24 protein-coding genes and 1 tRNA gene are annotated in these 26523 nt (G+C 65.7%); 23 read left to right on the top strand and 2 right to left on the bottom strand.

What is annotated here, in order from left to right; genetic code table 11:
* Positions 1–62: 62 nt before the first annotated feature.
* On the top strand, positions 63–899 hold the full coding sequence (locus tag ACRYLT_RS06035; RefSeq protein WP_482663201.1) for an AraC family transcriptional regulator: 837 nt from the start codon (positions 63–65) through the stop codon (positions 897–899).
* Positions 900–942: 43 nt separating this feature from the next.
* Here the strand turns inward: ACRYLT_RS06035 and ACRYLT_RS06040 are convergent, their stop codons facing one another.
* Positions 943–1638 (bottom strand): arylesterase, encoded by a 696-nt coding sequence (locus ACRYLT_RS06040; protein WP_482663202.1) that lies wholly within the window; start codon positions 1636–1638, stop codon positions 943–945.
* Between the two features lie 16 nt (positions 1639–1654).
* Between ACRYLT_RS06040 and ACRYLT_RS06045 the strand changes: the two genes are divergently transcribed.
* The 5 genes from ACRYLT_RS06045 (at position 1655) to ACRYLT_RS06065 (ending at position 12859) form a co-directional block, all read left to right on the top strand.
* Complete coding sequence (locus ACRYLT_RS06045; protein WP_482663203.1) at positions 1655–2353, top strand: ABC transporter ATP-binding protein; 699 nt, start codon at positions 1655–1657, stop codon at positions 2351–2353.
* The gene (locus ACRYLT_RS06050) at positions 2350–4866 is read left to right on the top strand and encodes an ABC transporter permease (protein WP_482663204.1); all 2517 of its coding nucleotides are present in this window, start codon (positions 2350–2352) and stop codon (positions 4864–4866) included. Before ACRYLT_RS06045 ends, ACRYLT_RS06050 begins: the two co-directional genes overlap by 4 nt.
* 328 nt (positions 4867–5194) lie before the next feature.
* Positions 5195–6070 carry an AraC family transcriptional regulator gene (locus ACRYLT_RS06055; protein WP_482663205.1) on the top strand — a complete coding sequence of 292 codons (876 nt, stop codon included), beginning with the start codon at positions 5195–5197 and terminating at the stop codon, positions 6068–6070.
* A 208-nt stretch (positions 6071–6278) separates the two neighbouring features.
* A complete protein-coding gene (locus tag ACRYLT_RS06060; protein WP_482663206.1) occupies positions 6279–11996 on the top strand; it encodes an autotransporter outer membrane beta-barrel domain-containing protein in 5718 nt (1905 codons plus the stop codon).
* A 203-nt stretch (positions 11997–12199) separates the two neighbouring features.
* A complete protein-coding gene (locus ACRYLT_RS06065) occupies positions 12200–12859 on the top strand; it encodes a peroxiredoxin (RefSeq protein WP_482663207.1) in 660 nt (219 codons plus the stop codon).
* Positions 12860–13039: 180 nt separating this feature from the next.
* Here ACRYLT_RS06065 and ACRYLT_RS06070 read toward each other — a convergent pair.
* Positions 13040–13126: transfer RNA gene (locus ACRYLT_RS06070), tRNA-Leu, on the bottom strand.
* Positions 13127–13249: 123 nt separating this feature from the next.
* Here ACRYLT_RS06070 and ACRYLT_RS06075 point away from each other — a divergent pair.
* From ACRYLT_RS06075 to ACRYLT_RS06155, 17 genes are all read left to right on the top strand, one after another.
* The gene (locus ACRYLT_RS06075; RefSeq protein WP_482663208.1) at positions 13250–14200 is read left to right on the top strand and encodes a complex I NDUFA9 subunit family protein; all 951 of its coding nucleotides are present in this window, start codon (positions 13250–13252) and stop codon (positions 14198–14200) included.
* Positions 14201–14242: 42 nt separating this feature from the next.
* Positions 14243–15046, top strand: a complete 804-nt coding sequence (locus tag ACRYLT_RS06080) for an undecaprenyl-diphosphate phosphatase (RefSeq protein ID WP_482663209.1) — start codon at positions 14243–14245, stop codon at positions 15044–15046.
* Positions 15047–15234: 188 nt separating this feature from the next.
* Positions 15235–15726: a hypothetical protein gene (locus tag ACRYLT_RS06085; RefSeq protein WP_482663210.1), complete on the top strand. Its 492-nt coding sequence runs from the start codon at positions 15235–15237 to the stop codon at positions 15724–15726.
* A 149-nt stretch (positions 15727–15875) separates the two neighbouring features.
* Complete coding sequence (locus tag ACRYLT_RS06090) at positions 15876–16547, top strand: glutathione S-transferase family protein (protein WP_482663211.1); 672 nt, start codon at positions 15876–15878, stop codon at positions 16545–16547.
* A gap of 37 nt (positions 16548–16584) precedes the next feature.
* Positions 16585–17157 carry a NifU family protein gene (locus tag ACRYLT_RS06095; RefSeq protein WP_482665404.1) on the top strand — a complete coding sequence of 191 codons (573 nt, stop codon included), beginning with the start codon at positions 16585–16587 and terminating at the stop codon, positions 17155–17157.
* Between the two features lie 59 nt (positions 17158–17216).
* Complete coding sequence (gene tsaB, locus ACRYLT_RS06100) at positions 17217–17819, top strand: tRNA (adenosine(37)-N6)-threonylcarbamoyltransferase complex dimerization subunit type 1 TsaB (protein WP_482663212.1); 603 nt, start codon at positions 17217–17219, stop codon at positions 17817–17819.
* Positions 17816–18295, top strand: a complete 480-nt coding sequence (gene rimI / locus ACRYLT_RS06105) for a ribosomal protein S18-alanine N-acetyltransferase (protein ID WP_482663213.1) — start codon at positions 17816–17818, stop codon at positions 18293–18295. The genes tsaB and rimI overlap by 4 nt, the downstream gene beginning before the upstream one ends.
* A gap of 137 nt (positions 18296–18432) precedes the next feature.
* Positions 18433–18855 carry a Ros/MucR family transcriptional regulator gene (locus ACRYLT_RS06110; protein WP_482663214.1) on the top strand — a complete coding sequence of 141 codons (423 nt, stop codon included), beginning with the start codon at positions 18433–18435 and terminating at the stop codon, positions 18853–18855.
* A gap of 116 nt (positions 18856–18971) precedes the next feature.
* On the top strand, positions 18972–19394 hold the full coding sequence (locus ACRYLT_RS06115; RefSeq protein ID WP_482663215.1) for a Fur family transcriptional regulator: 423 nt from the start codon (positions 18972–18974) through the stop codon (positions 19392–19394).
* A gap of 12 nt (positions 19395–19406) precedes the next feature.
* A complete protein-coding gene (locus ACRYLT_RS06120; RefSeq protein WP_482663216.1) occupies positions 19407–20255 on the top strand; it encodes a lysophospholipid acyltransferase family protein in 849 nt (282 codons plus the stop codon).
* Positions 20252–21574, top strand: coding sequence for a tRNA (N6-isopentenyl adenosine(37)-C2)-methylthiotransferase MiaB (gene miaB / locus ACRYLT_RS06125; protein WP_482663217.1), 1323 nt, complete (start codon positions 20252–20254; stop codon positions 21572–21574). Before ACRYLT_RS06120 ends, miaB begins: the two co-directional genes overlap by 4 nt.
* Complete coding sequence (locus ACRYLT_RS06130; protein WP_482663218.1) at positions 21574–22563, top strand: PhoH family protein; 990 nt, start codon at positions 21574–21576, stop codon at positions 22561–22563. Before miaB ends, ACRYLT_RS06130 begins: the two co-directional genes overlap by 1 nt.
* Positions 22560–23048, top strand: a complete 489-nt coding sequence (gene ybeY, locus ACRYLT_RS06135; RefSeq protein ID WP_482663219.1) for an rRNA maturation RNase YbeY — start codon at positions 22560–22562, stop codon at positions 23046–23048. The genes ACRYLT_RS06130 and ybeY overlap by 4 nt, the downstream gene beginning before the upstream one ends.
* A gap of 4 nt (positions 23049–23052) precedes the next feature.
* Positions 23053–23943: a hemolysin family protein gene (locus ACRYLT_RS06140; protein WP_482663220.1), complete on the top strand. Its 891-nt coding sequence runs from the start codon at positions 23053–23055 to the stop codon at positions 23941–23943.
* Positions 23944–23953: 10 nt separating this feature from the next.
* Positions 23954–24733 (top strand): enoyl-CoA hydratase-related protein, encoded by a 780-nt coding sequence (locus ACRYLT_RS06145; RefSeq protein WP_482663221.1) that lies wholly within the window; start codon positions 23954–23956, stop codon positions 24731–24733.
* Positions 24734–24768: 35 nt separating this feature from the next.
* The gene (locus tag ACRYLT_RS06150) at positions 24769–26301 is read left to right on the top strand and encodes an acyl-CoA carboxylase subunit beta (RefSeq protein WP_482663222.1); all 1533 of its coding nucleotides are present in this window, start codon (positions 24769–24771) and stop codon (positions 26299–26301) included.
* Positions 26282–26521: a hypothetical protein gene (locus tag ACRYLT_RS06155; protein WP_482663223.1), complete on the top strand. Its 240-nt coding sequence runs from the start codon at positions 26282–26284 to the stop codon at positions 26519–26521. Before ACRYLT_RS06150 ends, ACRYLT_RS06155 begins: the two co-directional genes overlap by 20 nt.
* The last annotated feature ends 2 nt before the right edge of the window (positions 26522–26523 follow it).

A 26523-nucleotide genomic window follows, 5' to 3' on the forward strand; every position in this document is an offset into this window, starting at 1 on the left:
GTCATCTCCTGCCCGAGCGGATCCGACTCCCGTCGAGGCGGACGCGTTCGAACGGGCTGGTGATGGTGACTGAACGATTCCTGCTCATGGCCTCGCACGGCAGCGGGCGAAGGGAATGTTCGAGGGAAGGGCTTGTCGTGCTTTCCCGGCTTGCGGGCGGGACGAGCGAACTCACCGCGCTGGCACCCTCAGTCAAGTTCGTCCTCAAGGGCGAGGAAGTCTATTGGGTGAACGGCCGCAGCCGCCGTGTCGGCGCTGGCGAGTTCATGCTTCTGGACGGTGGGTCCGACGTCGTGGTCCGGACTCCATCGGAAAGCGAGACTGTCGGCTTGTGCGTCTATCTTCCCGCGCTGGAAGCGGCTGGCGAGGAGCTTTTCGGTCCAGGCCTTCCACCGCTCACCGGCAACCGCCTCGATCCTCTGTCCTCCCAGCTGAAGCCTATCGCGGAGGGCCTTGCCGGCAAGCCGGAACTTGGACAGGCCTTGTCGAGCCGGATCGTTGGCGACGTCGCCAACGGGGTCGAGGGCTATTTCGGCCGATTGGCCGGACGCAGCAGCCGATTGGGCTCGGTCAAGGCGGCAACCCGGGCAGAGACGATGCGGCGGCTCGAGAAGGCGCGGGCCTTCATCCACGACAATCCGGATCGCTCGATCACTCTCGAGGAAATCGCCCACGAGGCGGCATTCTCGCGCTTCCACCTCGCCCGCAACTTCACGGAAGCCTATGGCGTTCCGCCACTGGCCTATCATCGCTCGATCCGGCTGGAACTGGCCGCGAGCAAGCTTCGGCGAGGCGAAAGCTCGCCGACCCAGCTCGCTTACGAGCTTGGCTATTCATGTCCCAGCGCCTTCACCCGGGCGTTTACTCGAACCTTCGGAGTGCCCCCGAGCCAGTATTGACCTACAGCGGAAGCGTGGTCCGTGGGATTGGTTTGCAGACCCTTCAAGGCTCCAGTTGACGGGCGACTTGCGGGGCGACCCTGTTCACGATCGCCTCGACCCCCTCGCCGTTGGGATGAATGCCGTCGGCCAGCAGCAAATCCGGCCGGGTGATCACTCCTTCCAGGAAAAAGGGGTAGAGCTCGGCCCCGAACTCCCTGGCCAGTTCCGGATAGATCGAATCGAAGCGCTCGGCATAGTCCGACCCCATGTTGCGCGGTGCCATCATCCCTGTGAGGAGAACGGGGATCTGCCGCCGGCGCAACTCGGTCAGAATGGCCGAGAGATTGCGTCGGGTCTCCTCGGGGCTGAGGCCGCGCAGCGCGTCATTGCCCCCCAGGCCGACCAGCGCGAGGTCGGGCCGGCGCTCCAGTCCGTCCAGGGTGAAGGCGAGGCGTTGGAGCGCGGCGGCGGTCGTGTCGCCCGAAACGCCGCCATTGACGACCCGTGCGGAGATTCCCTGCGCCTCGAGCGAACGCTCCAGCACTGGCGCGAAGCCCTGATCCTGGTCGAGCTGATAGCCGGCATAGAGGCTGTCGCCGAAGGCGAGGATCAGCTTGCCGGACTGAGTGACCTGCGACGTTTCGGCCTTCGCGACCGGCCGATTGTTTGGCGCCTGGCCGGACGGCGTTTCGCCCGAACAGGCGACCGCCAGTTGAACCGCCAGCAGCAGGAACGCATATCGAAGCGTAACGATCATCCGAGGGATTCCCTTTATGCGCGTCGAAGCCGGTTCCGATATCGTCATCCGTGCGCGCAATGTCACTCTCACTCTCGGCACCCGTGAAGCAAGAACGGAAGTGCTGAAGGGGATCGACCTCGATATCGGCCGAAGTCAGAGCGTCGCGATCCTCGGGCCGTCGGGCTCCGGCAAATCCTCGCTGATGGCGATCCTGTCCGGCCTGGAGCGCGCAAGCGGCGGCGAGATCGAGGTCGCCGGAGTGGATTATGGCCCCCTCGGCGAGGATGCGCTCGCGCTTGCCAGGCGGGGCAGGATCGGGATCGTCCTCCAGTCCTTCCACCTGCTTCCGACCATGACGGCGCTGGAGAATGTCGCGGTGCCGATGGAATTGGCGGGAATCGGCGATGCCTTCGCCCGGGCGGCCGACGAGTTGCAAGCGGTGGGGCTCGGCCATCGGCTTACCCACTATCCCGCCCAGCTTTCGGGCGGCGAGCAGCAGCGCGTCGCGATCGCCCGAGCCCTCGCGCCCGGGCCCGACATCGTCTTCGCCGACGAGCCGACCGGCAATCTGGATGGCAAGACCGGGTCGGCGATCATCGATCTGCTCTTCGACCGCAAGCGCGCGGCGGGGGCAACGATGATCATCATCACCCACGATCCCCAGCTTGCGGCGCGCTGCGACCGGATCGTCGAGATGCAGGACGGGCTGGTCGTGCTGGACCGCGCGGCATGAATGGCGGCTGGCGACTGGCGCTGAGACTGGCTCGGCGCGATCTCAATTCCGGACTGCAGGGTCTCAGGCTCCTGTTCGTCTGCCTGTTCCTTGGAGTCGCCACGCTCGCGGCGATCGGCAGCCTGACCTCCGCGATCACTTCGGAACTGTCGGCGCGCGGCCAGAGCATTCTTGGCGGCGACGTCGAGATCTCGATGAGCCAGCGCGAAGCCGATGCCGAGGAGCTGGCCGCTTTCCGCGCCGCCGGCGAGCTGAGCGAGACGATCCGGATGCGGGCGATGGCGCAGCCCGTCGAAACGCCGGACGGGGAAGGCGCGATCCTCACCGAACTGAAGGCGGTCGATCGCGCCTACCCCCTTTACGGTTCGTTGCGGGTCGGCGCAGGGGCGCCCGCGCCGGCGCTTGCATCGGACGAGATCCTGATATCGCCCGCTCTCGCCGAACGGATGAACCTCCGTCCTGGCGACGGCGTGCGTTACGGCATTGCACGCTTTCGGATCGCCGGCCTCGTCACCGAGGAGCCGGACCGGCTCGGTGAAGGCTTCACTCTGGGTCCCGTTGCGATCGTGTCGATGGAGGGACTTGACCGAACCGGGCTGGTGCAGCCGGGCAGCCTCTTCGTCAGCAAATATCGGCTCCGCCTTCCCGCCAACGTCTCGCCGGAGTCGGTCGCCGAACGGCTCCGCGACGACAATCCCTCCGCAGGCTGGCAGATCCGTACGCGCGACCGGGCGGCCCCCGGAGCTGATCGCTTCTTCACCCGGATGGGCCAGTTTCTCGGGCTGATCGGCCTGGCTGCCCTGATCATCGCCGGGATCGGAGTCAGCAACGGAGTTTCTTCCTATCTGCGCTTGAAGCGCGATGGGATCGCGACCCTGAAGGCACTTGGCGCCAGTTCGGCGGACATTTCGCGCATCTATCTTGCCCAGATCTTCATGGTGGCGTCGGCGGCGATCGTGGCAGGGCTGCTGGTCGGCGCTCTGCTGCCGCCCCTGCTGATCGCGCTCGCCGGCGACGTGCTTCCGGTGCGGCCCGGATTCGCGATCCACTGGCTGCCGCTCGCGACCAGTGCCGCCTACGGGCTGCTCGTCGCCTACATGTTCGTTCTTCCGCCACTGGCACGCGCTCGGATGTTTCCGGTCGCTACCCTGTTCCGCGCCGGACTGGACGAAGGCGCTCGGATGGACCGGCGCAGTCTTCTCCTCGCCGGCCTGGCCGGCCTCGCCGTCGTCGCCCTTGCCGTCGGAACGGCGCAGGATCCGCTGTTCGCCGCGTCGGTGCTCGCCGCCGTCGCCGCGGTGTTCCTGATCCTCTACGGCATCGGCCTCGGGGTACGCTGGATGACCCGGCGGCTGCCGCAATCCCGCCGACCGCTGCTTCGGCTGGCGATCGCCGGACTGCACCGCCCCGGCGCCCAGACGGTTGCCCTCGTGATCGCCTTGGGACTGGCGCTCACCCTGTTCGTCGCACTGGCGGGGATCCAGACCAGCCTCGCCGCCGAAATCGAACGGAGCGTTCCGGAGCGCGCGCCCAACCAGTTCGTCCTCGACATTCCCGCGGCCGAGCGATCGCGCTTCGAGTCGCTGGTGAAGCAGGCGGCACCGGGCGCCGAGGTAAATGTCGTGCCCACCTTGCGGGGAACGATCGTCGCCTTTGCGGGCCAGCGGGTCGCCGACCTCGTGGAACTGCCCGAGGGCGCCTGGTTCCTGCGCGGGGAGCGGGGCGTGACCTACAGCGCCGATCTGCCCGAGGGCAGCGATCTGGTCGCCGGTCAATGGTGGCCCCGCAATTATGCCGGACCGCCGCTAGTGTCGCTCGATCGAGAAGCGGCGAATGTGATGGGCGTCGGCATCGGCGACACCTTGACCGTCAGCGTTCTCGGTCGCGAGATCGAGGCCCGGATCGCGTCGCTTCGCGAAATCCATTGGGACACGATGGGCTTCAACTACCTGATCGTCTTCCCACCCTCGGTCCTCGAGAGCGCACCCCACAGCCTCGCCGCGACGATTGCGATGGATTCGGCGCGCGAATCCGCCGTGTCGCGGGCGGTGCTCGGTACCTTCCCCTCAGTGTCGATCATTGCGGTGAGCGAGGTGATCGAGCAGGTCGGAACCCTTCTGGCGCAGATGTCGACGGCGATCCTGCTTTCCGCCTCGGTGGCGATCCTGGCGGGAATCGCGGTGCTGATCGGCGCCATCGCGGCTGCGCGGCAGGCACGCAGCTACGACAGCGTGGTCCTGAAGACGCTTGGCGCCACGCGCTGGCAAATCCTCGGGACCCAGGCGCTGGAATATGCTTTCCTGGCCGGCATCCTTGCAGCGGTCTCCCTCTCATTGGGTCTGGCAGGCGCCTGGTACGTCATCGTCGGCCTGTTCGAGTTCGGCTGGGATCCGGACTGGGTGGTCGTGCTCGCGACTCTCGGCTCCGGAGCGATCCTGACCCTTGGCATCGGCCTGCTCGGATCACTCCCCCTCCTGTCGATCCGGCCGGCCCGAGCCCTTCGCCAGCTTTGACATCGTCGGCTGTTGCAGCCGCGACCATCGGCGCCCAAGCGGGGGCCATTTTGGCGAGGCGTCAGGCAGCCGAACTTCCGCACTCCGGTGGAGGAGCCTTGCCGGGGACGCGGCGATTCTGTAGCCCTGCCGGGAGGCGTCTCCCCATTTGCGATCCTTCGAAGTCGAAGGCGAAGCTCGGGAGTGATCCGGAGGTATGACCGTCGTGCCGTCGCGACCATCGCCGCCTCCGCAAGTCCGGACCCAGCGAACCTTCTTCGGTGCTTTCTCGGATCCCGAATCGATGGCGGGGGCGATTGGCGGCCTCGATCCCCGTCTACGACATCGCGTGTTGAAGAGTGGTGCGAGCGACTTCGACGCAAGGTTCGCCCGGGCGATGCTGGGCGAAGTCAGCGTGGGAGTCGGGCGCTTTGCCCAGGGTGTGCCTCAGCGCGCCGACCTGAGCGGCGCCCACACCTTCATGTTTGCGACGGAGCCAGATCTTGTCCGGCGGGTCTCGGGAAGGATGCTGGGCGGCAACCATATCATCCACTTCCGACCTCATGGTGAAACGGTCGCGACATCGCCGAGGGGCATGGCCTGGGCATTCGCGGTCCTGCTGGTTCCTCAGGAGGTGCTCGCCGCCCACGCCCCGGCCCTGTCCGGGCTGGATCTGACAGACTCATCGCAGAACGACCGGATGTTCCAGGTCCGAAGCGAAGCCATGGCGCGTTTGATCGCGCTGATGAACGACACGGCGCGGATCGCGCGCGACTCGCCCTGGATCATCGAGGCCGACGAACCGGCGCGCGCGCTGGCGGGAACGATCCTCGAAGCGCTGCTGCTGGGTTTGGCACGAAGCGAGTTGCGGCACGACCGGGGAGCGCCCGAGCGGCACCGACAGATCGTTGCGAAGTTCGAGCAGTTGCTGGACGAAAGAGCAGAGGAAATGCTGTCACTGGCGGCAATCTGCGCCGCGATCGGTGTCGCCGAACGGACTTTGAGCCTCGCCTGCCAGGAATTTCTCGGCCAGAGCGCCGTTGGCTATGCGCGTGGCCGCCGGCTGGACCTGGTCAGGCTGACTTTGTTGTCATCGGATCCTTCCGCGACGCAGGTGACATCGGTGGCGATGAAATATGGTTTCTGGGAACTTGGCCGTTTTGCCGGTGCCTACAGGCTGCGCTTCGGAGAGCGTCCCTCGGAGACGCTGCGACGGGGTCGCTGAAGCGTTTGTCGGTTCACTCGCCCGGCCTGTCCATGCCGGAATCGCATAGCGAAGCTGCCCGCGACCCACCTATCGAAGCGCTCAACGCGCAGGCCGGACGGCTAGCCGGCTTCCGTAACGGGGCGGTGACTTCTTTGGTCGCCGCGGCGACGTTCGAGCCGCAATCGGTCGATCTTCACGCGGCAGCGTCGGCAAGGGGAAGGCCGTCATGCGAGCTCAGTTTCGATCCGGACAGCGGCGGCAGGCGCGGATCGCGGGCGGATCAGCGTCGGCGGCGGCGCTGGCACTGGCCCTTGGCCTTGCCGCAGCACCGAATGCCGAGGCGCAGCAGATCAGTCAGGGCGGCGGCGGTGCGACGGGCGGGATAGCCGGGGGCGGCGGCGGCAGCGGAGGAAGTGGCAGCGGCGGGGCAGGACGCGGCGGCGCCGGCGGATCCGGAGCCACAACGCCGACCGGATCCGCTCAGGATGGGGCTCCCGGGAGCAACCCCGCTAGAGGCGGTGCAGGGGGGCAGGCCGGAACACCGAACGATCTCTCGGCCGGCGGTGGTGGCGGCGGTGGCGGCGGCGGCGCAAGCGCGATCGAGCTCGGCGGTAACGGCGGCGACGGCGGCGGCGGCAACTTGGTTTCGACGGACGGATCCTTCTTGCTTGGGAGCGACAGTTCCGGATCGGTCGGCGGCGACGGCTCGGGGGGGCTCGGCGGCGGCGGCGGCGGCGGGGGCGGCGGCGGAGGAATGGTACTGGTCGGGACCGGCGTCGTTCTGACCACGAATGGCTATGATGTGACCGGCGGCGCTGGCGGCGGCGGCATTGCGGGCGGCGGCGTTGCCGGCGTTGGTGGCGGCGGCGGCGCGGGGCTGGTGTTGATCGAAGACGGCCTGGTGACGGTTTCGGGCAACTCCGCCATCACCGGCGGGAGGGGCGGCGACCGAGGTTCGATCGGCGGCTTCGGCGGCTCCGGACTCTTTCTCTACGCGGGCGGCAGCCTGGTCAATCAGGACGGCGAGATCCGGGGCGGAAATGGCGGCGGCACCGGCTTGTCGGCGCTGACTGGCGGAAATGGCGGAGCCGGCGTCCTGGGAAATAGCGGGTCGATCGACAATCGCGGCGTGATTGCTGGCGGGATCGGGGGGAATGGCAATTCCGGGGGCGGCGCCGGCGGCGTCGGCGTGGTCGTCTGGGGTGGCAGTGTCGAGAATGCCGCTTCCGGCATCATTTCGGGCGGGCTTGGCGGCGCGCCGCGACTGGCGGGGTCCTTTTCCAGGGCCGGCGCTGGCGGAGCTGGCATCCTGTTCCGGGACGGGCAGGCGGCAAGCCTGAACAATTCGGGCATGATCGAAGGCGGTGCGGGGGGTGCGACCCCGTTCGGAGACAATGTGGTCGGCGCAGGCGGAGTCGCCATCCTTGGCGCGTCGACCGGCAACGTCTCCATCGTCAATTCGGGCACGATCAACGGTGGGGTGAACAGCAGAAGCGCCGTTCGATCCAACGCCATCTCTCTGTTCGGCAGCAACAATCGCCTGGAGCTACGCTCGGGCTCGACCATCAACGGCGATGTCGTCGTGGCGGGCGGCGCCGACAATGTTCTGGCCCTCGGGGGAGCGACCGACGCCACGTTCGACGTGTCGCAGATCGGTGCGGCCCGACAATATCGCGGCTTCGACACTTACGAAAAGGCCGGGTCGAGCGTCTGGACCCTGATCGGCACCGGCGATCAGAACTGGTCCGTGGCAGGCGGTGGGCTGAAGGGCGACACCAACAGCATCGCCGGAAACGTGATCTTCGCCATCGAAGCTGGAAGCCTTCAATTCGATCAGGACTTTGACGGGACGTATGGCGGCACGATTTCGGGCAATGGCCTCCTCAGCAAGACCGGTGCGGGCGTCCTGACGCTCGACGGCGGGAGCAGCGACTTTACCGGGACTGTCCAGCTCGACGGCGGCGGGATCGTGCTGAACGGTGCGTTCGGCGATTCGACGAGCAGGACCGCCAGTCTTCGTGTCGGCAATGGTGCCGTGCTGGGCGGCAGCGGCACCTTTCTCGGCGATGTCAGAGTTTCGGACGGCGGGACGGTCGGCCCCGGGAATAGCCCGGGCACGCTGACGATCGCCGGTGATCTTGGGCTCAGCGCCGGATCGATCCTGAACTTCGAGTTCGCCCGAAGCGGCGTTGTCGGCGGCGCTGTCAACGATCTGATCGTCGTCGGCGGCGACCTTACGCTCGATGGCACACTGAACGTCACCGCCCTGAGCGGGTTCGACGCCGGCTACTACCGTCTGATCGACTATGCCGGAGGGCTCGTCGACAACGGTCTCCAGCTCGGCTCGACACCAAACGGCTTCACCGGCACGATCCAGACCGGAATCGCCGGACAGGTCAACATCCTGTTCAACGATGGCGCGCAGCGGGTACAATATTGGGACGGCACGGATGTGACCGGGGCGTCGGATGCGGCGAATGGTGACGGCGGCTCGGGCGTGTGGCGGGCTGGCGGCACCAACTGGACCGCACCGAGCGGCTTCGGAGTCAACGACGCCTGGGTTGGCCAGGTGGGCGTGTTCGCCGGCGACACCGGCGGTACGGTGACGGTCGATGGCACTCAGAGCTTCCAGCTGCTGCGCTTCGACACCGCCGGTTACGTACTGCAGGGTGGCGCGCTTGCCCTCACCGGGGGCTTCTCCATCGTCGAAGTGAATGCAACGGAGGCGACGATCGGCTCCGCGATCACCGGCAGCGCCGGCCTCACCAAGACCGGCGCGGGTAGGCTGATCCTGGCAGGCGCGAACAGCTTCTCCGGCCTCACAACCATCACCGGGGGCACGCTGTCGTTGGCCGAAGGTGGTTCGATCGTCGGCGCGGTCCAGAATGAGGCCGGCTTCCTCAATGCCGGCCGGGTGAGCGGAACGGTGGTCAATTCCGGGACCGTTGCTTCGACCGGCTCCCTGAACGGCGGACTCGTCAATCGCGGCACGGCGAGCCTGGCCGGCGAGCTCAATGGAGCGGTCTTCAACGACGGCGGAACGATCGCGCTTACGGGTGCCCTGATCGGCGTTACTCGCTTCGAGCAGACGGTGGCCGCCACTCTCGACCTGGCGGGCTTCGGGATGGCGGTGGGCGAGCTCGATGGCGCGGGCACGATCGCGCTTGGCGGCGGCGCTCTGGCGATCGGCACGGCAGGCAGCAGCTCCGTCTTTAACGGCACCATCGCTGGCGGGGGCGCGGTCACGATCGCCGCGGGCCGCTTCCAGGGTAGCGGGACGATCGACGCGGCAGTGACCGTCGCCGACGGGGCGCGGCTGGTGGGTGTGCAGGGCAGCAGCCTCGTTCTGGATTCGCTTGCTCTGGGCGCGGGATCGGTGGTCGATGCAACGCTCGGCGCCTCCTCGAGCGTGGCCCTGTTCGACGTTGGCGGAGATCTGACGCTGGACGGGACGCTCGACGTCAATGCCACGCCCTCCTTTGGCGTGGGCGTCTATCGGCTGTTCGATTATGGTGGCGCCCTCACCGACAATGGGCTCGAACTCGGCGAGGTGACCGGCACATCCACCGACGGACTTTCGATCCAGACCGGTGCGGCGGGCCAGGTCAATTTGGTGAATACGGCCGGAGCGGAGCTGACCTTCTGGGATGGCGGCGACGCCGGGCTTCACAACAATGGCGTGGTGAACGGCGGCAGCGGTCGCTGGACCACGCACGGAACCGCCTGGACCAGCGCGGACGGTCGAGTGAACAGCGCCATGGCGCCGTATCCGGGCTTTGCCATTTTCCAGGGCACCGGCGGCACCGTCATCATCGACAACGCCGCGGGGCAGGTCTCCGTCACCGGGATGCAATTCGCCGCCGACGGCTACACTCTTGGTGGTGGCGATCTCGCCTTGGCCGGAGACCGCGTGGTGATCCGCGTCGGCGACGGCACTGCCGGTGGGGCGGCCGTAACTGCCGAAATCGCAGCATCGCTGACCGGCTCGGCCGCCTTGATAAAATCCGACCTCGGAACGCTCGTGCTTAGCGGGTCAAACAGCTATTCCGGGGGGACGACGGTCGAGTCCGGTACCCTCGTCGGCGACACCGTCGCGCTGCGCGGCGACATCGCCAATAACGGCACCCTTGTCTTCGACCTGACCGCCGACGGCACCTATGCCGGCACCGTCACCGGCACGGGCGCAACTATCAAGTCAGGCAGCGGGGCGCTGACGCTCACTGTTGCGAATGCTACCGACTGGCAGGTCGCGGCCGGGAGCCTGATCTCCACTTCCACATTGTTCACCGGCAATATCCACCTGGAGCAGGGCACGAGCTTCGTGTTCGATCAGGCCGGCGAAGGCGTCTACGCCGGATCGATCACGGGCAGCGGCGCGATGATCGTGCAGGGCGGGGGCGCAATCAGGCTGGACGGCGACAGCTCCGGCTTTCGTGGAACCGTCACGATGGGCCAGGATCAGAGGCTCGTCCTCGGCGGAACGCTGGGCGGTTCCGTCGACGTACTGCGGGGTGGGCGCCTCGAGGGCAGCGGCACGGCCGGCTCGGGCCGTATTGCGGGCACGGTCGCCCCAGGCAACTCGATCGGGACGCTGACCTTCACCGGCGACCTCGTTTTCGCTCCGGGCAGCCGCTACGAGGTGGAGGCGGATGCGGCCGGCAATAGCGACAGGATCGTCGTGCGCGGACTGGCGACGATCGGGAGCGATGTCGGGGTCACCGTGCTGGCGGCGAACGGCAATTATGCCTCCAACACCAGCTACACGATCCTGGTCGCAACCGGAGGCGTCACCGGCACCTTCGCCACCGTGACTTCGGATCTCGCCTTCCTCACTCCGACGCTCAGCTATTCGAGCGACGCGGTGACGCTGAACCTTCGCCGCAATACGATCGAGTTCGGCACGGTGGGGCAGACGCCCAACCAGCGCGCGGTCGCCCCGGCCGTCGAAGCACTGGGCATAGGCGATGCCGTGTTCGACGAAGTGGTTGCACTTACCGCAGCGGAGGCGCGTGACGCGTTCGAACAGCTGGCCGGCTCCGATCATGCCAGCCTGCGTGGGCGCCTGCTCGAGGACGGCCACTTCGTTCGAGACGCAATGCTGGCGCGCGGCGGCACAGCTGGCACCACCGGCATGGCGCTGTGGGGGCGTCTGCTCGGCAGCTGGGGCAGCACGGACGCCGAGATCGGCGGTCAGGCCTATCGCCGGAATTTGGAGGGCCTGCTCACCGGCTTCGACGGAGCAGTCAGCGAGAACATCCGCGTCGGCGTGGCGCTCGGCTACGGCACCACCAACTTCAGAACGGAACACGCCGAGCACGACATCGACGTCTATCATGCCGGCGCCTACATGGTCGGCGGCTATGGCATGGTCTCGTTCCAGTTGGGCGGCGCCTATGCCTGGAATGACGTCCGGGCGTCCCGGCGCGTGGCTTTCGGCACCCTCTCCGAGACCCTGTCGAGCAACTATTCGGCGCGAACCGTTCAGGCGTTCGGCGAAGTTGCGGTCAGAAGTGAGGTCGGCGGCGTGACATTCCAGCCGTTCATCGGCGCGGCGCATGTCACCTTGTTCGATTCGGAGATCGACGAGGGTGGCGGCAGCGCCGCGCTGCAGGGCGACAACGGCAATGCCCATGCGACTTATGGCATGCTGGGCGTGCGGACCTGGGCGAACCTTCCCGTGTCGGATTTCGGCCTGCGCCTTGCCGGCTCGGTCGCGCTGCGCCATTCCTTCGGAAATCGTGTGCCGACGGTCGACCTGGCCTTCGCGAGCGGCCCGACCTTCACCATCGAAGGTGTCGCGATCGAGCGGAACAGCGTTGCCGTCGATGCGGGCATCGAAGCCGACCTCCGCCGGAACGTCGGTCTCGCCGTCAGCTATGTCGGGAATTACGGCGATCGCTACACGGATCACGGCGCGCGCGCGTCGTTGAGCTGGCGGTTCTGAGGTGGGACGGCCACTTTGGCGCTGGTCCACGTCCCGCGCGGGATGATCTTCCGCCGGCCTTTGTGCTTCGAAGGCAAGGGCGCCAGTGGGCGAAAGCGAGGCCTGCTGCGCGGGAGTTCGCCCAGGCCAGGCGGTTAACTGCGGGCTCGAGAAGAGCGCGCGCCTGAATTCCTGAAGCTCAGTTCCAACGAGAGGACGAGGCCATGACACTCCGTATCAACTCAGAAGCGCCGAACTTCACGGCCGACACGACCGAGGGGCCGATCGATTTTCACCAGTGGATCGGCGATGGCTGGGCAATTCTGTTCTCCCATCCCAAGGACTTCACGCCGGTCTGCACGACCGAGCTTGGCTATCTGGCGAAGCTCAAGCCGGAATTCGACAAGCGCAACACCAAGATCATCGGACTCAGCGTGGATCCGGTCGCGAATCACGCCAGATGGGCACAGGACATCGAGGAGACCCAAGGCGCGGCGCCGAACTTTCCGATGATCGGCGATACCGATCTCAACGTCGCCAAGCTCTACAACATGCTGCCCGAGGAGATCGACGGCCACTCGAACGGCCGAACCGCGGCCGACAATGCGACGGTGCGCACCGTTTTCGTTATCGGTCCCGACAAGCGGATCAAGCTGATGCTCAGCTATCCGATGACCACGGGCCGCAATTTCGACGAGATAGTTCGCGTGCTCGATTCGATCCAGCTCACCTCCGGACACCGAGTCGCGACTCCGGTGAACTGGCAGGATGGAGACGATGTCATCATCGTTCCTTCGGTGACGGATGAGGAAGCGGCCCGATTGTATCCGGAGGGTTGGAAGACCCTGAAGCCCTATTTGCGACTCGTTCCGCAACCGCGATAGCCGGTCTGTGGTGCGAGGACGATTCCGGTCGCTCCCTCGCGCTCGACCTGCACCCCGCCTTTGGAGAGATCAGGCACGGGGCGAGCCGGTGCCCGCGCCGGCGCACGGCGTCACCAGCCGGCGGGGCCGCATTTCTCAAGCTCATGAGGGAGATCTTGAGACACCCTGAGATGGGATGTCTGGTGCCCAGAAGAGGACTCGAACCTCCACGCCCTTGCGAGCGCCAGCACCTGAAGCTGGTGCGTCTACCAATTCCGCCATCTGGGCACGGGGTAGGCCGCGCGAATTAGGGATCGTCGCTGGCATTGTCAACGCGTCCTGCCGACCCGCTTGCCATTGTCGCAGCAGCGCGGCAGGGGGACCGCGCACATCCTTCAAAGGGCACTTTCCATGACGGCAAGAACGGACCGGATCGTAACCCTGTTCGGCGGCGGCGGCTTCATCGGCCGCTATGTCGCGCAGGCGCTGTTCAGGGCGGGAATGCGCGTTCGGGTTGCCGAGCGCGAGCCGCGCCGTGCTTATTTTCTCCGGCCGCTCACTGGCCTTGGGATGATGCAGTTCCTGCGCGCGGACATCCGCAATCCGGGCGAAGTGGCGGCGGCCGTTCAGGGCGCGGACGCGGTGATCAACCTCGTGGGCACACTCAAGGGCGATTTCGAGGGCGTCCATGTCGTCGGTGCTCGGAACGTTGCGGAAGCCGCCGCCGCGGCAGGCGCGGCTTCGCTCGTCCATGTTTCGGCGATCGGCGCGGACCCGGAGAGCGAAAGCGCTTATGGTCGAACCAAGGGAGAAGGCGAGCAGGCGGTCCGTAGTCTTTTCGCGGGTGCGACGATCATTCGCCCGTCGATCGTCTTCGGCCCCGAGGACCATTTCGTGAACCGCTTCGCCGGAATGGCCCGACTGCTTCCCGTCGTGCCGGTGATCCGCGGCGGCTGGAAGCTCCAGCCCGTCTACGCAGCCGATCTGGGCAAGGCGATCGCCCAGGCCGCACTGCAGCCCGAGAAGCATTCCGGCATGGTCTATGAACTGGGCGGTCCGCAGGTCATTTCGATGCGCGAGGTGAATGCCTGGATCTGCCAGGCCACCGGCCGGGGATCGAAGGCGGTGGTCGAGCTTCCCGACGCATTGGCGAAGTTGATGGCCCGTTTGATCGGCTGGGCGCCGGGCGCGCCGATCAGCTGGGACCAGTGGCTGATGCTTCAGAAGGACAATGTGGCGAGCGGCGACTGTCCCGGTTTCGAGGCCTTCGGGATCAATGCCGCCCCGCTTGCCGCGGTCGCGGAGGGCTGGCTCCCCATCTATCGGCGCCATGGCCGCTGGGCCGCGCCCTCGCCTTATTGACCGCTGGACCGGGCGGGCGGGCGCCCGCTACAGCCCCTCGCCATGGACGCGTCTCTTCTCACCATCATCCTCCTCGGTATCGTCGAGGGGCTGACCGAATTCATTCCGGTTTCCTCGACCGGCCATCTCGTGCTGGCGGCGGAGCTGCTCGGTTTCGACAGCGAGGCTTCGGGGACGTTCGAGATCGTCATCCAACTCGGCGCCATCCTCGCGGTGATCGTGCTCTACTGGCGCCGCTTCTTCGACGTCGGCCTCGGACTGATTCGCGCCGACCGGGATGCGATGCTCTTCACGCGCAACGTCGCGCTCGGCTTCGCCCCGTCGATGGTGATCGGTTTCATCGTCTACGACTACGTGAAGATGATGCTGGGGGCGCCGATGATCGTCGCCGTGGCTCTGATTCTGGGCGGCTTCGCGATTCTGATCATCGAGCGTCTGATCAAGCGGCCGCACTGGCACAGCGTCGAGGGAATGAGCTGGAAAACGGCCCTTGGAATCGGCTTCATCCAGTGCCTGTCGATGATTCCGGGGGTCAGTCGGTCGGGTGCCACCATCATCGGCGCGCTGTCGCTCGGCGTCGAGCGGAAGACCGCCGCGGAGTATAGCTTCTTCCTCGCTGTTCCCACCATGCTGGCGGCGAGCAGCTACGATCTGCTGAGGTCGGGCGCCGAGCTCGGGGAGGGGGCCTGGACGACGATCGCGGTCGGCTTCGTCGTTTCCTTCATCGTTGCCGTCGTGGTGATCCGCTGGTTCATCGGCATCGTGTCCCGAATGGGATTTGCCCCCTTTGCCTGGTACCGGATCGGAATCGGCACCATCGCTCTTGTCTGGCTGCTGGCCAGATAGGCCAAGCTCGGGCTTGCTCCGCCCGGTCGGGAGCCGACGGCGATTGGACTGGCTGAACAGTGAGCGCCGTGGCGGCGGCCCTCGAGCTGGAGCCGTGTTAAGGTTGGGGTCAGGGTAAGTCGTTCAACAGGCAACGGACTTTGCCGCGGCGCGTTTGATCGGCCGCCACGTCCCCATGGGAGGCCCGTATGCACAAGCTTCTTATCGCCGCGCTTGCCACGACTCTCGCCGCTCCGGCCGCTGCCCAAAGCGGGCCGCTCTTCGACGAGCGGTTGGACGACGAGATCGTCCGGGCAATTCCTCCGGCCGAGGAGATCGAGGCGATGGCCCCGGCCTTGGATCTTTCGGTGGGGGCGCTTCTGAATATGGATGTCGGCCCGATCCTCGACGCCGTCGACCCTTATCGACGGCGGCCGGGCTATGGCCGTTCGGGCCGCACCCTGGCCGAACTCGGACGGCGGGACGATCCTTATTTCGAACAGCGCCTGCGCTCCTCAATCTATGGCGCCACCAGCGACGTGGCCCGGATGATGGACGCCTTTGCCGTTGCCGCGCCGTCGCTCCGCCGTTCGCTGAGCGAGCTTGAGCGCGGGATGGCCGCAGCGATCGGCGATTATCACCGCCGCCGCGGTGGCTTGCCCGACTACCGGTACGACGAATTCCCGTACGACGAGGATTGAGGCTCGTCTTCGGAACGTTGGTCGGCCGAGGCGACGCGAGGTTCAGGCCCCTCCCGACGAGGTGGAAGGGGCCCTGATTCCTGATGCTGCGATTTCCGGGCCGCTGGGTGTTTCCACCCGGCGCGAAATCGCTCTAGAGAGCGGCTTCCATGTGGCAGCTCTACCAATTCCCTCTTTGTCCGTTCTCGCGCAAGGTCCGCCTGATGCTGGCCGAAAAGGGTGTGGCGCATGAGCTCAAGCGAGTTTCGCCCTGGATCGAGAACGATGAGTTTTCCGATCTCAATCCGGCCGGAGAAACGCCCGTCCTGGTCGAGGACCAGAAGGGAACGGTGCTGATCGATTCCGGAGCGATCTGCGAGTTTTTCGAAGAAACGGTCGATCGCTCGCCGATGATTGCCGGCACTTCGATCAATCGCGCTGAAATCCGGCGCCTTGTCGCCTGGTTCGACGGCAAGCTCTTCCGTGACGTCGTCGCTCCCCTGATGGAGGAGCGGATGAAGAAGCGTCTCGTCAGCCGGGCGCCGCCCGACACAGGGGAGCTGCGGAAGGCGATGATGGCCGCCAATGGCCACCTCGACTATATGGACTATCTCCTCGACCATCGCCGCTGGCTCGCGGGTCCCGCGCTGACACTCGCCGACCTGGCCGCGGCGGCCCAGCTTTCCGTTGCCGATTATCTGGGCGGCGTCGACTGGCGGGGACACAAGCAGACGGCCGACTGGTACATGGTAATGAAGTCGCGGCCGAGCTTCCGGCCCTTGCTGGCCGAGCGGATGGAGGTGATCATGCCGCCGGCGCACTACGACAAGGTCGACTTCTGACCTTGATCGCCAAGCATGCCCGGCCCACATGGACACCATGCTGATCCAGACCGAAACAACGCCCAATCCGGCCACGCTCAAATTCCTGCCCGGTCGATCGGTCATGGATCATGGCACGCGCGATTTCGCCACGCCGGAAGAGGCCGAGGCCTCGCCGCTCGCCGAAGCGATCTTCTCGATCGGCGACGTCGAAGGCGTTTTCTTCGGCCGGGACTTCATTTCCGTCACGGCCGCGCCGGGCGTGGAATGGCGCCAGCTCAAGCCCCAGGTCCTCGAAGTCCTGCTCGACCATTTCGCGAGCAACGCCCCACTTTTCCGCCCGGGCAGCGCAGCCGGAATTGCGGTGCCTCCCGCCGAAGTCATCGAAGAAGATCCGGCCGACGCTGAAGTCGTCGCCCAGATCCGCGAGTTGATCGAGACGCGGGTGCGGCCCGCCGTGGCCAAGGATGGCGGAGACATCGTCTATCGCGGGTTCCAGAAGGGCAAGGTTTATCTCGGCCTGCAGGGCGCGTGCGCCGGCTGCCCCTCCTCGACGATGACTCTGAAGCAGGGGATCGAGAGCCTGCTCAAATATTATGTTCCCGAGGTCGAGACGGTCGAAGCGGTCTAGCTTCCGCTCGCGAAAAGCGGATAGCCCTTGCGGATGGATCGACGGTCGAGCCCTGTCCCATGCTGTTGGTGATCGAAAGCGCCACGTCGGCCTGCTCTGCAGCCCTGATCGGCGCCGACGGAGCCTTGGTCGACGAACGGCACGAGGTCGTCGGCCGCGGTCATGCCGAGCGGCTCGTGCCGATGATCGCCGATCTGCTGGACGGCCGGCGGCCACAGGCGATCCTCGTCGACTGCGGGCCCGGAAGCTTTACCGGAGTTCGGGTCGGGCTTGCCGCCGCCCACGGACTGGCGATCGGCTGGGGAGTTCCGATTGCCGGCTTCTCCTCTCTCGCCTTGCTCGCCGCCGCCAGTGGAGCTGACGAGGTCGGCGTTGCGCTTCAGGGGGGACATGGCGAACTTTTCGTGCAAAGTTATGCGGGTGACCCGATCGCGCCCGTCAGCGAGTTGCGTTCCCTCGAGCCGCGCGCAGCGGCCGAGGCGGTGGAGGCCGATCTCGTCCTCGGCTCCGGTGCCGAGGCTCTGGTTGGGGCTCGCGGGCATGGGCGCTGGCTCGACGCCTTGCCGCGGGCGGCGGACGCGCGGCTGCTTCCGTCGGCTTTGCGACAACTGGAGCCCAAGCCCATCTACGGCCGAGCGCCCGACGCGAAGCCGATGACATGACCGCCGACGCCGTCACCATTTCCGCCGGGAGCCTGGCCGATCTCAGCCAGGTGATGGAAGTGATGAACGACAGTTTCGATCCGCGCTACGGAGAGGCCTGGACCGCCTCGCAATGTGCCGGACTTCTGCCGATGCCGGGTGTTTGGCTGTCGGTCGCGCGCGCCGAAAATCGCGTCGTCGGCTTCTCGCTCGCCCGGAATGTCGAAGCGGAAGCGGAATTGCTGCTGCTCGCGGTGCGTCGAGGCGCTCAGGGGCGCGGCGTTGGAAAGAAGCTGCTCGATCGTTTCTTGGCTGACTCAAAAGCTCGCGGAGCTCGACGCCTCCACCTCGAAGTCCGTGAAGGAAATCATGCTGTTAAGCTGTACGAACAGTTCGGCTTCTCGCTAGTGGGCAGGCGAAGGAATTATTATAGCGGTCCGGCCGGGCAGACATTCGACGCTCTCACCCTCGCGCGAATAGAAACTTTAGCCACTTAATGCCCGTCATACGGGGTTTTCCACCTTGTCAAGCGGGTTACAATGGACCTATCGGCAAAGATGTCTGCTTCCCGCCGGTGGCAGGCACCGCCACGGCCAATGGCGGACATCTCCTTTCCAAGAAGTGGTACCGACAAATGGATACTCAAGAGAATTTCGGGGAGACGCTGATCACCCTGACCGCCGACATCGTGTCGGCCCATGTCAGCAACAACAGCGTTGCGGTTTCTGACCTGCCGCTGTTGATCAACAACGTCCATAATGCCCTGAAGGGGCTTGGCGAGACCAAGGAAGAACCCGCTCCGAAGCCGGAGCCCAAGGTTTCGATCCGTTCGTCGGTGAAGCCCGATTATATCGTCTGTCTCGAGGACGGAAAGAAGCTGAAGATGCTGAAGCGGCATCTGATGACCCACTACAACATGACTCCCGACGAATATCGTCAGAAGTGGGGGCTCAGCGCCGACTATCCGATGGTCGCCCCCAATTATGCCGAGCAGCGCCGCAACCTGGCGAAGAGCATCGGCCTCGGTACCAAGCGCCGCCGGACGGGCCGCAAGTAAGCGGCTAGCTTCGGGGGGCTTGAAGCAGACGCAGCGCCGTTTCCGGATCCCCGGAGGCGGCGCTTCTGCATTGCGACGCTTTGATTGGCCAACGAACTGTTCTAGATAGGCGGCGCATGTCACGCAGTATCGATATCGAGGCGCTTTGCGCCGAGAAGGGCCTCCGCATCACCGAGCAGCGCAAGGTCATCGCCCGGGTCCTTTCCGAAGCCGAGGACCATCCGGACGTGGAGGCGCTCCATGCCCGCGCATCGGCGATCGATCCCGGCATTTCCATTGCCACCGTCTATCGAACGGTGCGGCTGTTCGAAGAGGCAGGGATCCTCGAGCGGCACGATTTCGGCGACGGCCGCGCCCGCTACGAGGCTGCGGACGCCACGCATCACGATCATCTCATCGACGTCGAGACCGGCCGGGTGATCGAGTTCGTCGACGAGGAACTGGAGGCGCTTCAGCGGCGGATCGCCGAGAAGCTTGGCTTCCGACTGGTCGATCATCGAATGGAGCTTTACGGCGTCGCCCTCGACCGGAACCGCTAAGGGCGCTCGCCGATGCGCCTGATCTTCCGGGCCGCCGCGATGGCGGCCGGGCTGATCGTCTGCGTGCCGCTCCACTATCTCTGGAAGGCATTCGGCGCCCGTTCGATCTGGCCGCAGCTCTATCTGGGTTATTCGGCGCGATGTGCCGGCCTCCGGATCGACGTGGAAGGGCAGCCGCTCCGGGGTCGCGTTCTGTTCGTCTCCAATCATGTCAGCTGGCTGGACATTCTCGTTCTCGGCGGAGCGACGGGCGCCGTTTTCGTGTCTAAGGACGACGTCGAGGATTGGCCGCTGGTAGGCTGGATCGCGGGTCTCAACGACACCATCTATGTCGCTCGCCAGGCGCGCCGTGAAGTCCATGGTCAGGCCGACCGGCTCCGTCGAGCGCTTGCCGACGGATCGGCGGTGGCACTGTTCCCCGAAGGAACGACCGAAGGGGGCCACGCCGTGCTGCCCTTCCGCGCGAGCCTGTTCGCCTCCCTGTATCCGCCGCTGGAGGGCGTGCGGGTTCAGCCGGTCTCGATCGATTATGGCGCCGAGGCGGAAGCGATCACCTGGATCGGGGACGAACCAGCCGGGACGAATGCCAGGCGAATCCTGTCACGCAGGGGCTCGATCTCCGTCCTTGTCCGCTTTCTCGAACCCATCGATCCCGGCGAGGCCGGTGACCGGAAGGCACTGGCGGCACGAGCCCAGGCTGAGGTTGAGGAGTCGCTCGGTTGGTCTGGAACCGATCGTGAGAGCGTCGAGCGGAAGGGCGAGGGCGTTCCGCGCTCCGGCGGTGAGGAAATCGGGCGTGGCGGCATCCGAAAGAGCGCTGCTTCCGAACCGGGCCCCCATCTCCTATATGCCCGTCGATGAAGAACCGTAACCCGCGCACCTTCCTGGTCAAGTCGTACGGCTGCCAGATGAATGCCTATGACGGCGAGCGCATGGCGGAGCTGCTCGAGTCGGAGGGGCTCGCCCCGGCCGAGGAAGGCGCGGCGGCCGATCTGGTCGTGCTCAACACCTGCCACATCCGCGAGAAGGCCGCGGAAAAGGTCTATTCCGAGATTGGCCGCGTATTGCGCCGCGCCGAAGGCGAGCAGCCGCTCATCGCGGTCGCCGGATGCGTCGCCCAGGCCGAGGGCTCCGAGATCACTCGGCGAGCGCCGGGGGTGGACATCGTCGTTGGGCCGCAGGCCTATCACAATCTGCCAGAGCTCGTCCGAATGGCCAAAGCGGGACAGCGTGCGCTGGACACGGACATGCCGCCGGTCTCCAAGTTCAACGCCCTTCCGGCGCGCCGCCGGCTGGCGCCAAGCGCGTTCCTCACCGTTCAGGAAGGTTGCGACAAGTTCTGCACCTACTGCGTCGTCCCCTATACGCGCGGCGCCGAAGTCTCCCGCCCCTGGTCGGCCGTGATCGACGAGGCCAAGGCGCTGGTGGATGGCGGAGCACGCGAAATCACCTTGCTCGGGCAGAACGTCAACGCCTGGCGGGACCCGGACGGGCGCGGACTCGAGGAGCTGATCCACGCCCTCGACCGCCTGCCGGGCCTGGAGCGGATCCGCTACACGACCAGTCACCCCAACGACATGACCGAGGGCCTGATCCGCGCTCATGCCGAAGTCGAAAAGCTGATGCCTTTTCTCCACCTTCCCGTTCAGTCCGGCAGCGACCGGGTGTTGAAGGCGATGAATCGCAGCCATTCGGCCGAAAGTTACTTGCGGATCATCGAACGGGTGCGCGCCGCTCGGCCGGACATCGCGATCTCCGGTGACTTCATCGTCGGTTTTCCGGGCGAGACGGACGGCGAGTTCGAGGAAACGCTGAAAATCGTCGAGGCGGTGAACTACGCCCAGGCTTTCTCGTTCAAATATTCTCCGCGTCCGGGAACTCCGGCGGCGGAGATGGAAGGACAGGTTCCGGCTCCGGTGATGGACGAACGTCTCCAGCGGTTGCAGGCAGCGCTCAACGCGCAGCAGCTTGCCTTCAACGTCGCCAGCGTCGGACGAAGGACCCGGGTGCTGCTCGAACGGCCAGGCCGCAAGCCGGGGCAGCTCGTCGGCAAGTCGCCCTGGCTTCAATCCGTCCATCTCGAAACCGCTGGCGCGATCGGCGACATCGTCGACGTCGAAATTCTTTCGGCCGGTCCGAACAGCCTGGCCGGCGCCGAACTCGTGAAAGTCGCCGCCTGATGGCTCACAAGAAAGTGGGCGCCGGCACGCGTGCCCGGGTCGAGATCGAGTTCGAGCAGCCGCATCTGCTCGGACCCTTGTTCGGTGAGTTCGACCGCAACCTCGTCGCGATCGAAGACCGGCTCGGGGTCTATATCGCCGCTCGCGGCGCGAAGGTGCAGATCGAAGGCGATCCGCACGATGCCGCCCGGGCCCGCGAGGTCCTCATGGGGCTCTACAACCGTCTGGACGAGGGTCACGACATCGACGCCGAGACGGTGAATGCGATCATCGCCATGTCGGGCGAGCCGACTCTGGAGGGCATCATCTCGCCCGAAGTGACGGAACCGCCCAAGGTGATGATCCGCACTCGAAAGAAGACCATCGTCCCTCGATCGCGGACCCAGGCCGTCTACATGGAGGCGCTGGCTCGGGACGAGATGATCTTCGCTCTTGGCCCGGCCGGCACCGGCAAGACCTATCTCGCCGTCGCCCAGGCCGTCCAGCAGTTGATTGGCGGCAGCGTCGACCGGCTCATACTCTCCCGGCCGGCGGTGGAGGCAGGCGAGCGGCTCGGCTTCCTCCCGGGCGACATGAAGGAAAAGGTCGACCCCTATCTTCGGCCACTCTACGACGCGCTCTACGACATGCTCCCGACCGAGCAGGTGGAGCGACGCATTGCTTCCGGCGAGATCGAGATCGCGCCTATCGCCTTCATGCGCGGGCGAACGCTGTCGGACGCCTTCATCATCCTCGACGAGGCTCAGAACACCACGCCTCAGCAGATGAAGATGTTCCTCACCCGCTTCGGAATGCGCTCGCGGATGGTGATTTGCGGCGACCCCAACCAGACCGATCTCCCGCCCGGCGTCGAATCCGGCCTTCGCGACGCCGTCGGCAAGCTCGAGGGGATCGACAAGATTTCCATGGTCCGTTTCGGGGCCGGCGACGTCGTTCGCCATCCGCTGGTCGGCAAGATCGTCGAGGCCTATGAAGGCCCGTCGAGATGATCCTCGTCGAAGCCGACGTTTCCGAAGAATGGGACAGTAGCACCGACTGGGCGGCACTGGCCGGACGCGCCGTCGCGGCCGCCGTTGCCCACAGCCGTCATTCGGCACTCGCTTCTTCCGAAGCCGAAGTTTCGGTCAAGTTCGCCGGAGACGAGGAAGTCCAAGCGTTGAATGCCGACTGGCGCGGCAAGGACAAGCCGACCAACGTCCTCTCCTTCCCCATGGTCGAGGAGGACGAGCTCGGCAGCGCGCACCTGCTCGGCGACATCATTCTCGCTTACGGCGTCTGCGCACGCGAAGCCGGTGAAAAGGGAGTTCAGGTCGAAACGCACGCCGCGCACCTTGTGGTGCATGGCATGCTTCATCTGCTAGGATACGACCACGAAACGAGTGACGAGGACGCCGAGGAAATGGAGGAAGCGGAGCGAAAGGCGCTCGCATCCATCGGGATCGAAGATCCCTACCAGAAAGAGGTAGAATCCTAAACTCATGGACGACGACAGTCCCAGCGGCCGGGAGAACGGTCGCAGTTTCTGGAGCGGTCTGAGGGCCCTCCTGTTCGGGGATGACAGCGAAGCCACGCTTCGCGACGAGATCGAGGAAGCGATCGAAAGCCGGGAAGGCGAAGTGCCCCGGGTCGGAGACCTTTCCCAGGTCGAACGACAGATGCTGCTCAACATCCTCCACTTCGGCGAAAAGACCGCGGCCGACGTGGCGGTCCCTCGGGCGGACATCATCGCCGTTCCGACGAGCATCAGCTTCGAAGGGCTGGTCGCCGCCTTCGCCGAAGCGGGACACAGCCGGCTGCCGGTCTATGAGGACAGCCTCGATACGGTCGTCGGGATGATCCACGTCAAGGACGTCTTCACCGTTCAGGTGAGCGGCGCCGAACCGCCTTCCGACATTCGCCAACTTATCCGGACGCCGCTCTACGTTCCGGAATCCATGGGGGTGCTCGATCTGCTCGCCCGGATGCGCGCTCAGCGCGTTCACCTCGCCATCGTCGTCGACGAGTTCGGCGGCACCGAGGGTCTGCTCACGATCGAGGACGTGGTCGAGGAGATTGTCGGCGATATCGAGGACGAGCATGACGAGGAGCTTCCCGGAATGCTGATCCCGCTCGAGGACGGGCTATGGGACGCCGATGCGCGGGCAGAGCTGGAGGAGGTGGCCGAAGCCATCGACGCTCGGCTCGGAGCGGTGGAGGAAGATGTCGAGACGCTCGGCGGCCTGGCTTTCGTCCTTGCCGGCCACATCCCGCAGCCGGGGGAGATCGTCCAACATCCGAGCGGCTGGAAGCTGGAGGTAACGGAAGGCGACACCCGGCGGGTCACCCGCCTGCGGCTCCACGCGCCCGAGGAGAGCGCCGTCGTCCATTGAGGGGAAACGAATGGCCTACGAACATATCCGTCTCGAGCAGAATCCCGCCCAGGTCGCGACAATCACTCTCAATCGCCCCGATTCCTTGAATGCTCTCAATGCCCAGCTGGTGGACGAGCTTCGAAGCGCGGTCGAAGGCCTGCCGGATTCCGGTGCGCGCTGTCTCCTGATCACCGGGGAAGGCCGCGGCTTCTCGAGCGGTGCCGACCTTGCCGGGGGCGGCGGCTTGCCGGCCGATGCGGGGCTGGCACTGGAAAAGCATTTCAATCCGTTGATCGAGGCGCTGTTTGCGCTGAACATTCCCGTGGTCGCCGCCGTCAACGGTCCGGCCGCCGGCGCCGGCTGTTCGCTGGCGCTCGCGGCCGACATCGTGATCGCGGCGCGCTCGGCTTATTTCCTCCAGGCGTTCGTCAATATCGGCCTCATTCCCGATGCCGGCGCGACATGGCTTCTGCCGCGGCTCGTCGGCCGCGCCCGAGCGCTGGAAATGATGATGCTGGGCGAGCGGATCCCGGCGGAGCAGGCGGCCGAATGGGGAATGATCAGCCGAGTCGTCGACGATGAATTCCTCGCCGAGGAAGCGGTTGCCCTGGCGGCCAGTCTCGCGAAGGGACCGACGGTCGCGCTCGGGCTCATCCGCCGACTGGCCCGCGATTCCGCCCAACTCCCGCTGGCCGATGCGCTGGCTGCCGAACGCGTCGCCCAGCGCGAAGCTGGCGCGACCGAGGATTTCAAGGCCGCCGTTCTCGCCTTCCTTCAGAAACGGCAGGCGCGGTTCGAAGGGAGATAGTTTGCCTCTCCCAGGCCGCCGGAATAAGGAGCGGCATGGCCACCACGATCGAAGAGCTTGAGCGGCGCCGCGCTGCTGCGCGCCTGGGGGGCGGAGAGAAGAGGGTCGAGGCGCAGCATGCCAAGGGGCGGCTGACCGCAAGGGAACGTCTGACCGTTCTGCTCGACCCCGGATCGTTCGAAGAATATGACATGTTCGTGGAGCATAATTGCTCCGACTTCGGCATGGAGACCCAGAAGTTCCCCGGCGACGGAGTCGTCACCGGATCGGGAACGATCAACGGGCGGCTCGTCTATGTCTTCGCTCAGGACTTCACCGTCTTCGGCGGCTCGCTTTCCGAGCGTCATGCGCAGAAGATCTGCAAGATCATGGACATGGCCATGAAGGTCGGGGCGCCGGTGATCGGCCTCAACGATTCGGGCGGGGCGCGGATCCAGGAAGGCGTTGCCTCCCTTGCCGGCTATGCCGAGGTGTTCCAGCGCAACGTGCTCGCTTCCGGGGTCATTCCGCAGATCAGCCTGATCATGGGGCCGTGCGCGGGCGGCGCGGTCTATTCGCCCGCCATGACCGACTTCATCTTCATGGTGAAGGACAGTTCCTACATGTTCGTCACCGGACCCGACGTGGTGAAGACCGTGACCAACGAAGTGGTGACTCAGGAGGAGCTGGGGGGCGCGATCACCCACACCACCAAGTCGGGGGTCGCCGATGTCGCCTTCGAGAACGATATCGACGCCCTGCTCGCCACCCGTGACTTCTTCGATTTTCTGCCGCTGTCGAACCGGCACGATCTTCCCGAACGGCCTTGCGAGGATCCGTGGGACCGGGTGGAGGAGAGCCTCGACACTCTGATCCCGGACAGCGCGAGCAAGCCCTACGACATGCACGAACTGATCCGGAAGGTCGTCGACGAGGGCGACTTCTTCGAGCTCCAGCCGGCCCATGCCGCCAACATCATCATCGGTTTCGGCCGGATCGAGGGCCGAACCGTCGGGATCGTCGCCAACCAGCCGATGGTCCTCGCCGGCGTCCTCGACATCGCAAGCTCGAAGAAAGCGGGCCGCTTCGTTCGCTTCTGCGATGCCTTCGACATTCCGATCGTCACCTTCGTGGACGTGCCGGGCTTCCTTCCCGGCGTCGCGCAGGAGCATAACGGGATCATCAAGAACGGCGCCAAGCTGCTCTTCGCTTATGCCGAAGCCACGGTTCCAAAGATCACGGTGATCACCCGGAAGGCCTATGGCGGCGCCTATGACGTGATGTCGTCGAAGCATCTTCGCGGCGATCTCAATTATGCCTGGCCGACGGCGGAGATCGCCGTGATGGGCGCCAAGGGCGCGGTCGAGATCATCTTCCGCAAGGACATTGGCGATCCCGCAAAGATTGCCGAACGCACCGCAGACTATGAGGCGCGTTTCGCCAACCCCTTCGTTGCCGCAAGCAAGGGCTTCATCGACGAAGTCATCATGCCGCATTCCACTCGTCGCCGGATTGCCCTGGGTCTTCGGAAATTGCGCAACAAGCAGCTCGAGAATCCGTGGAAGAAGCATGACAACATTCCGCTCTGACGAAGCGGTCGTCGGCATCGTCGCGCTCCTCGTGGCGATCTGGCTCGGTTTCAGGCTGCGTCGCGCTCTGGGCGAAGGCTGGCTGCCGATCGGCAAGGGCCGGGTGGCTCGGGACGAACGCAAGGGAGCCTATGTCGCGCTGTTCGGCTGCTACTCAGTCGCCGCTGCGGGGATGGTGTTCATCGGCGCCGACTTGTTGTTCGGATTGACGAGGGATTGAGA

This window comes from Sphingosinicella sp. SM1-17 (assembly GCF_056821765.1).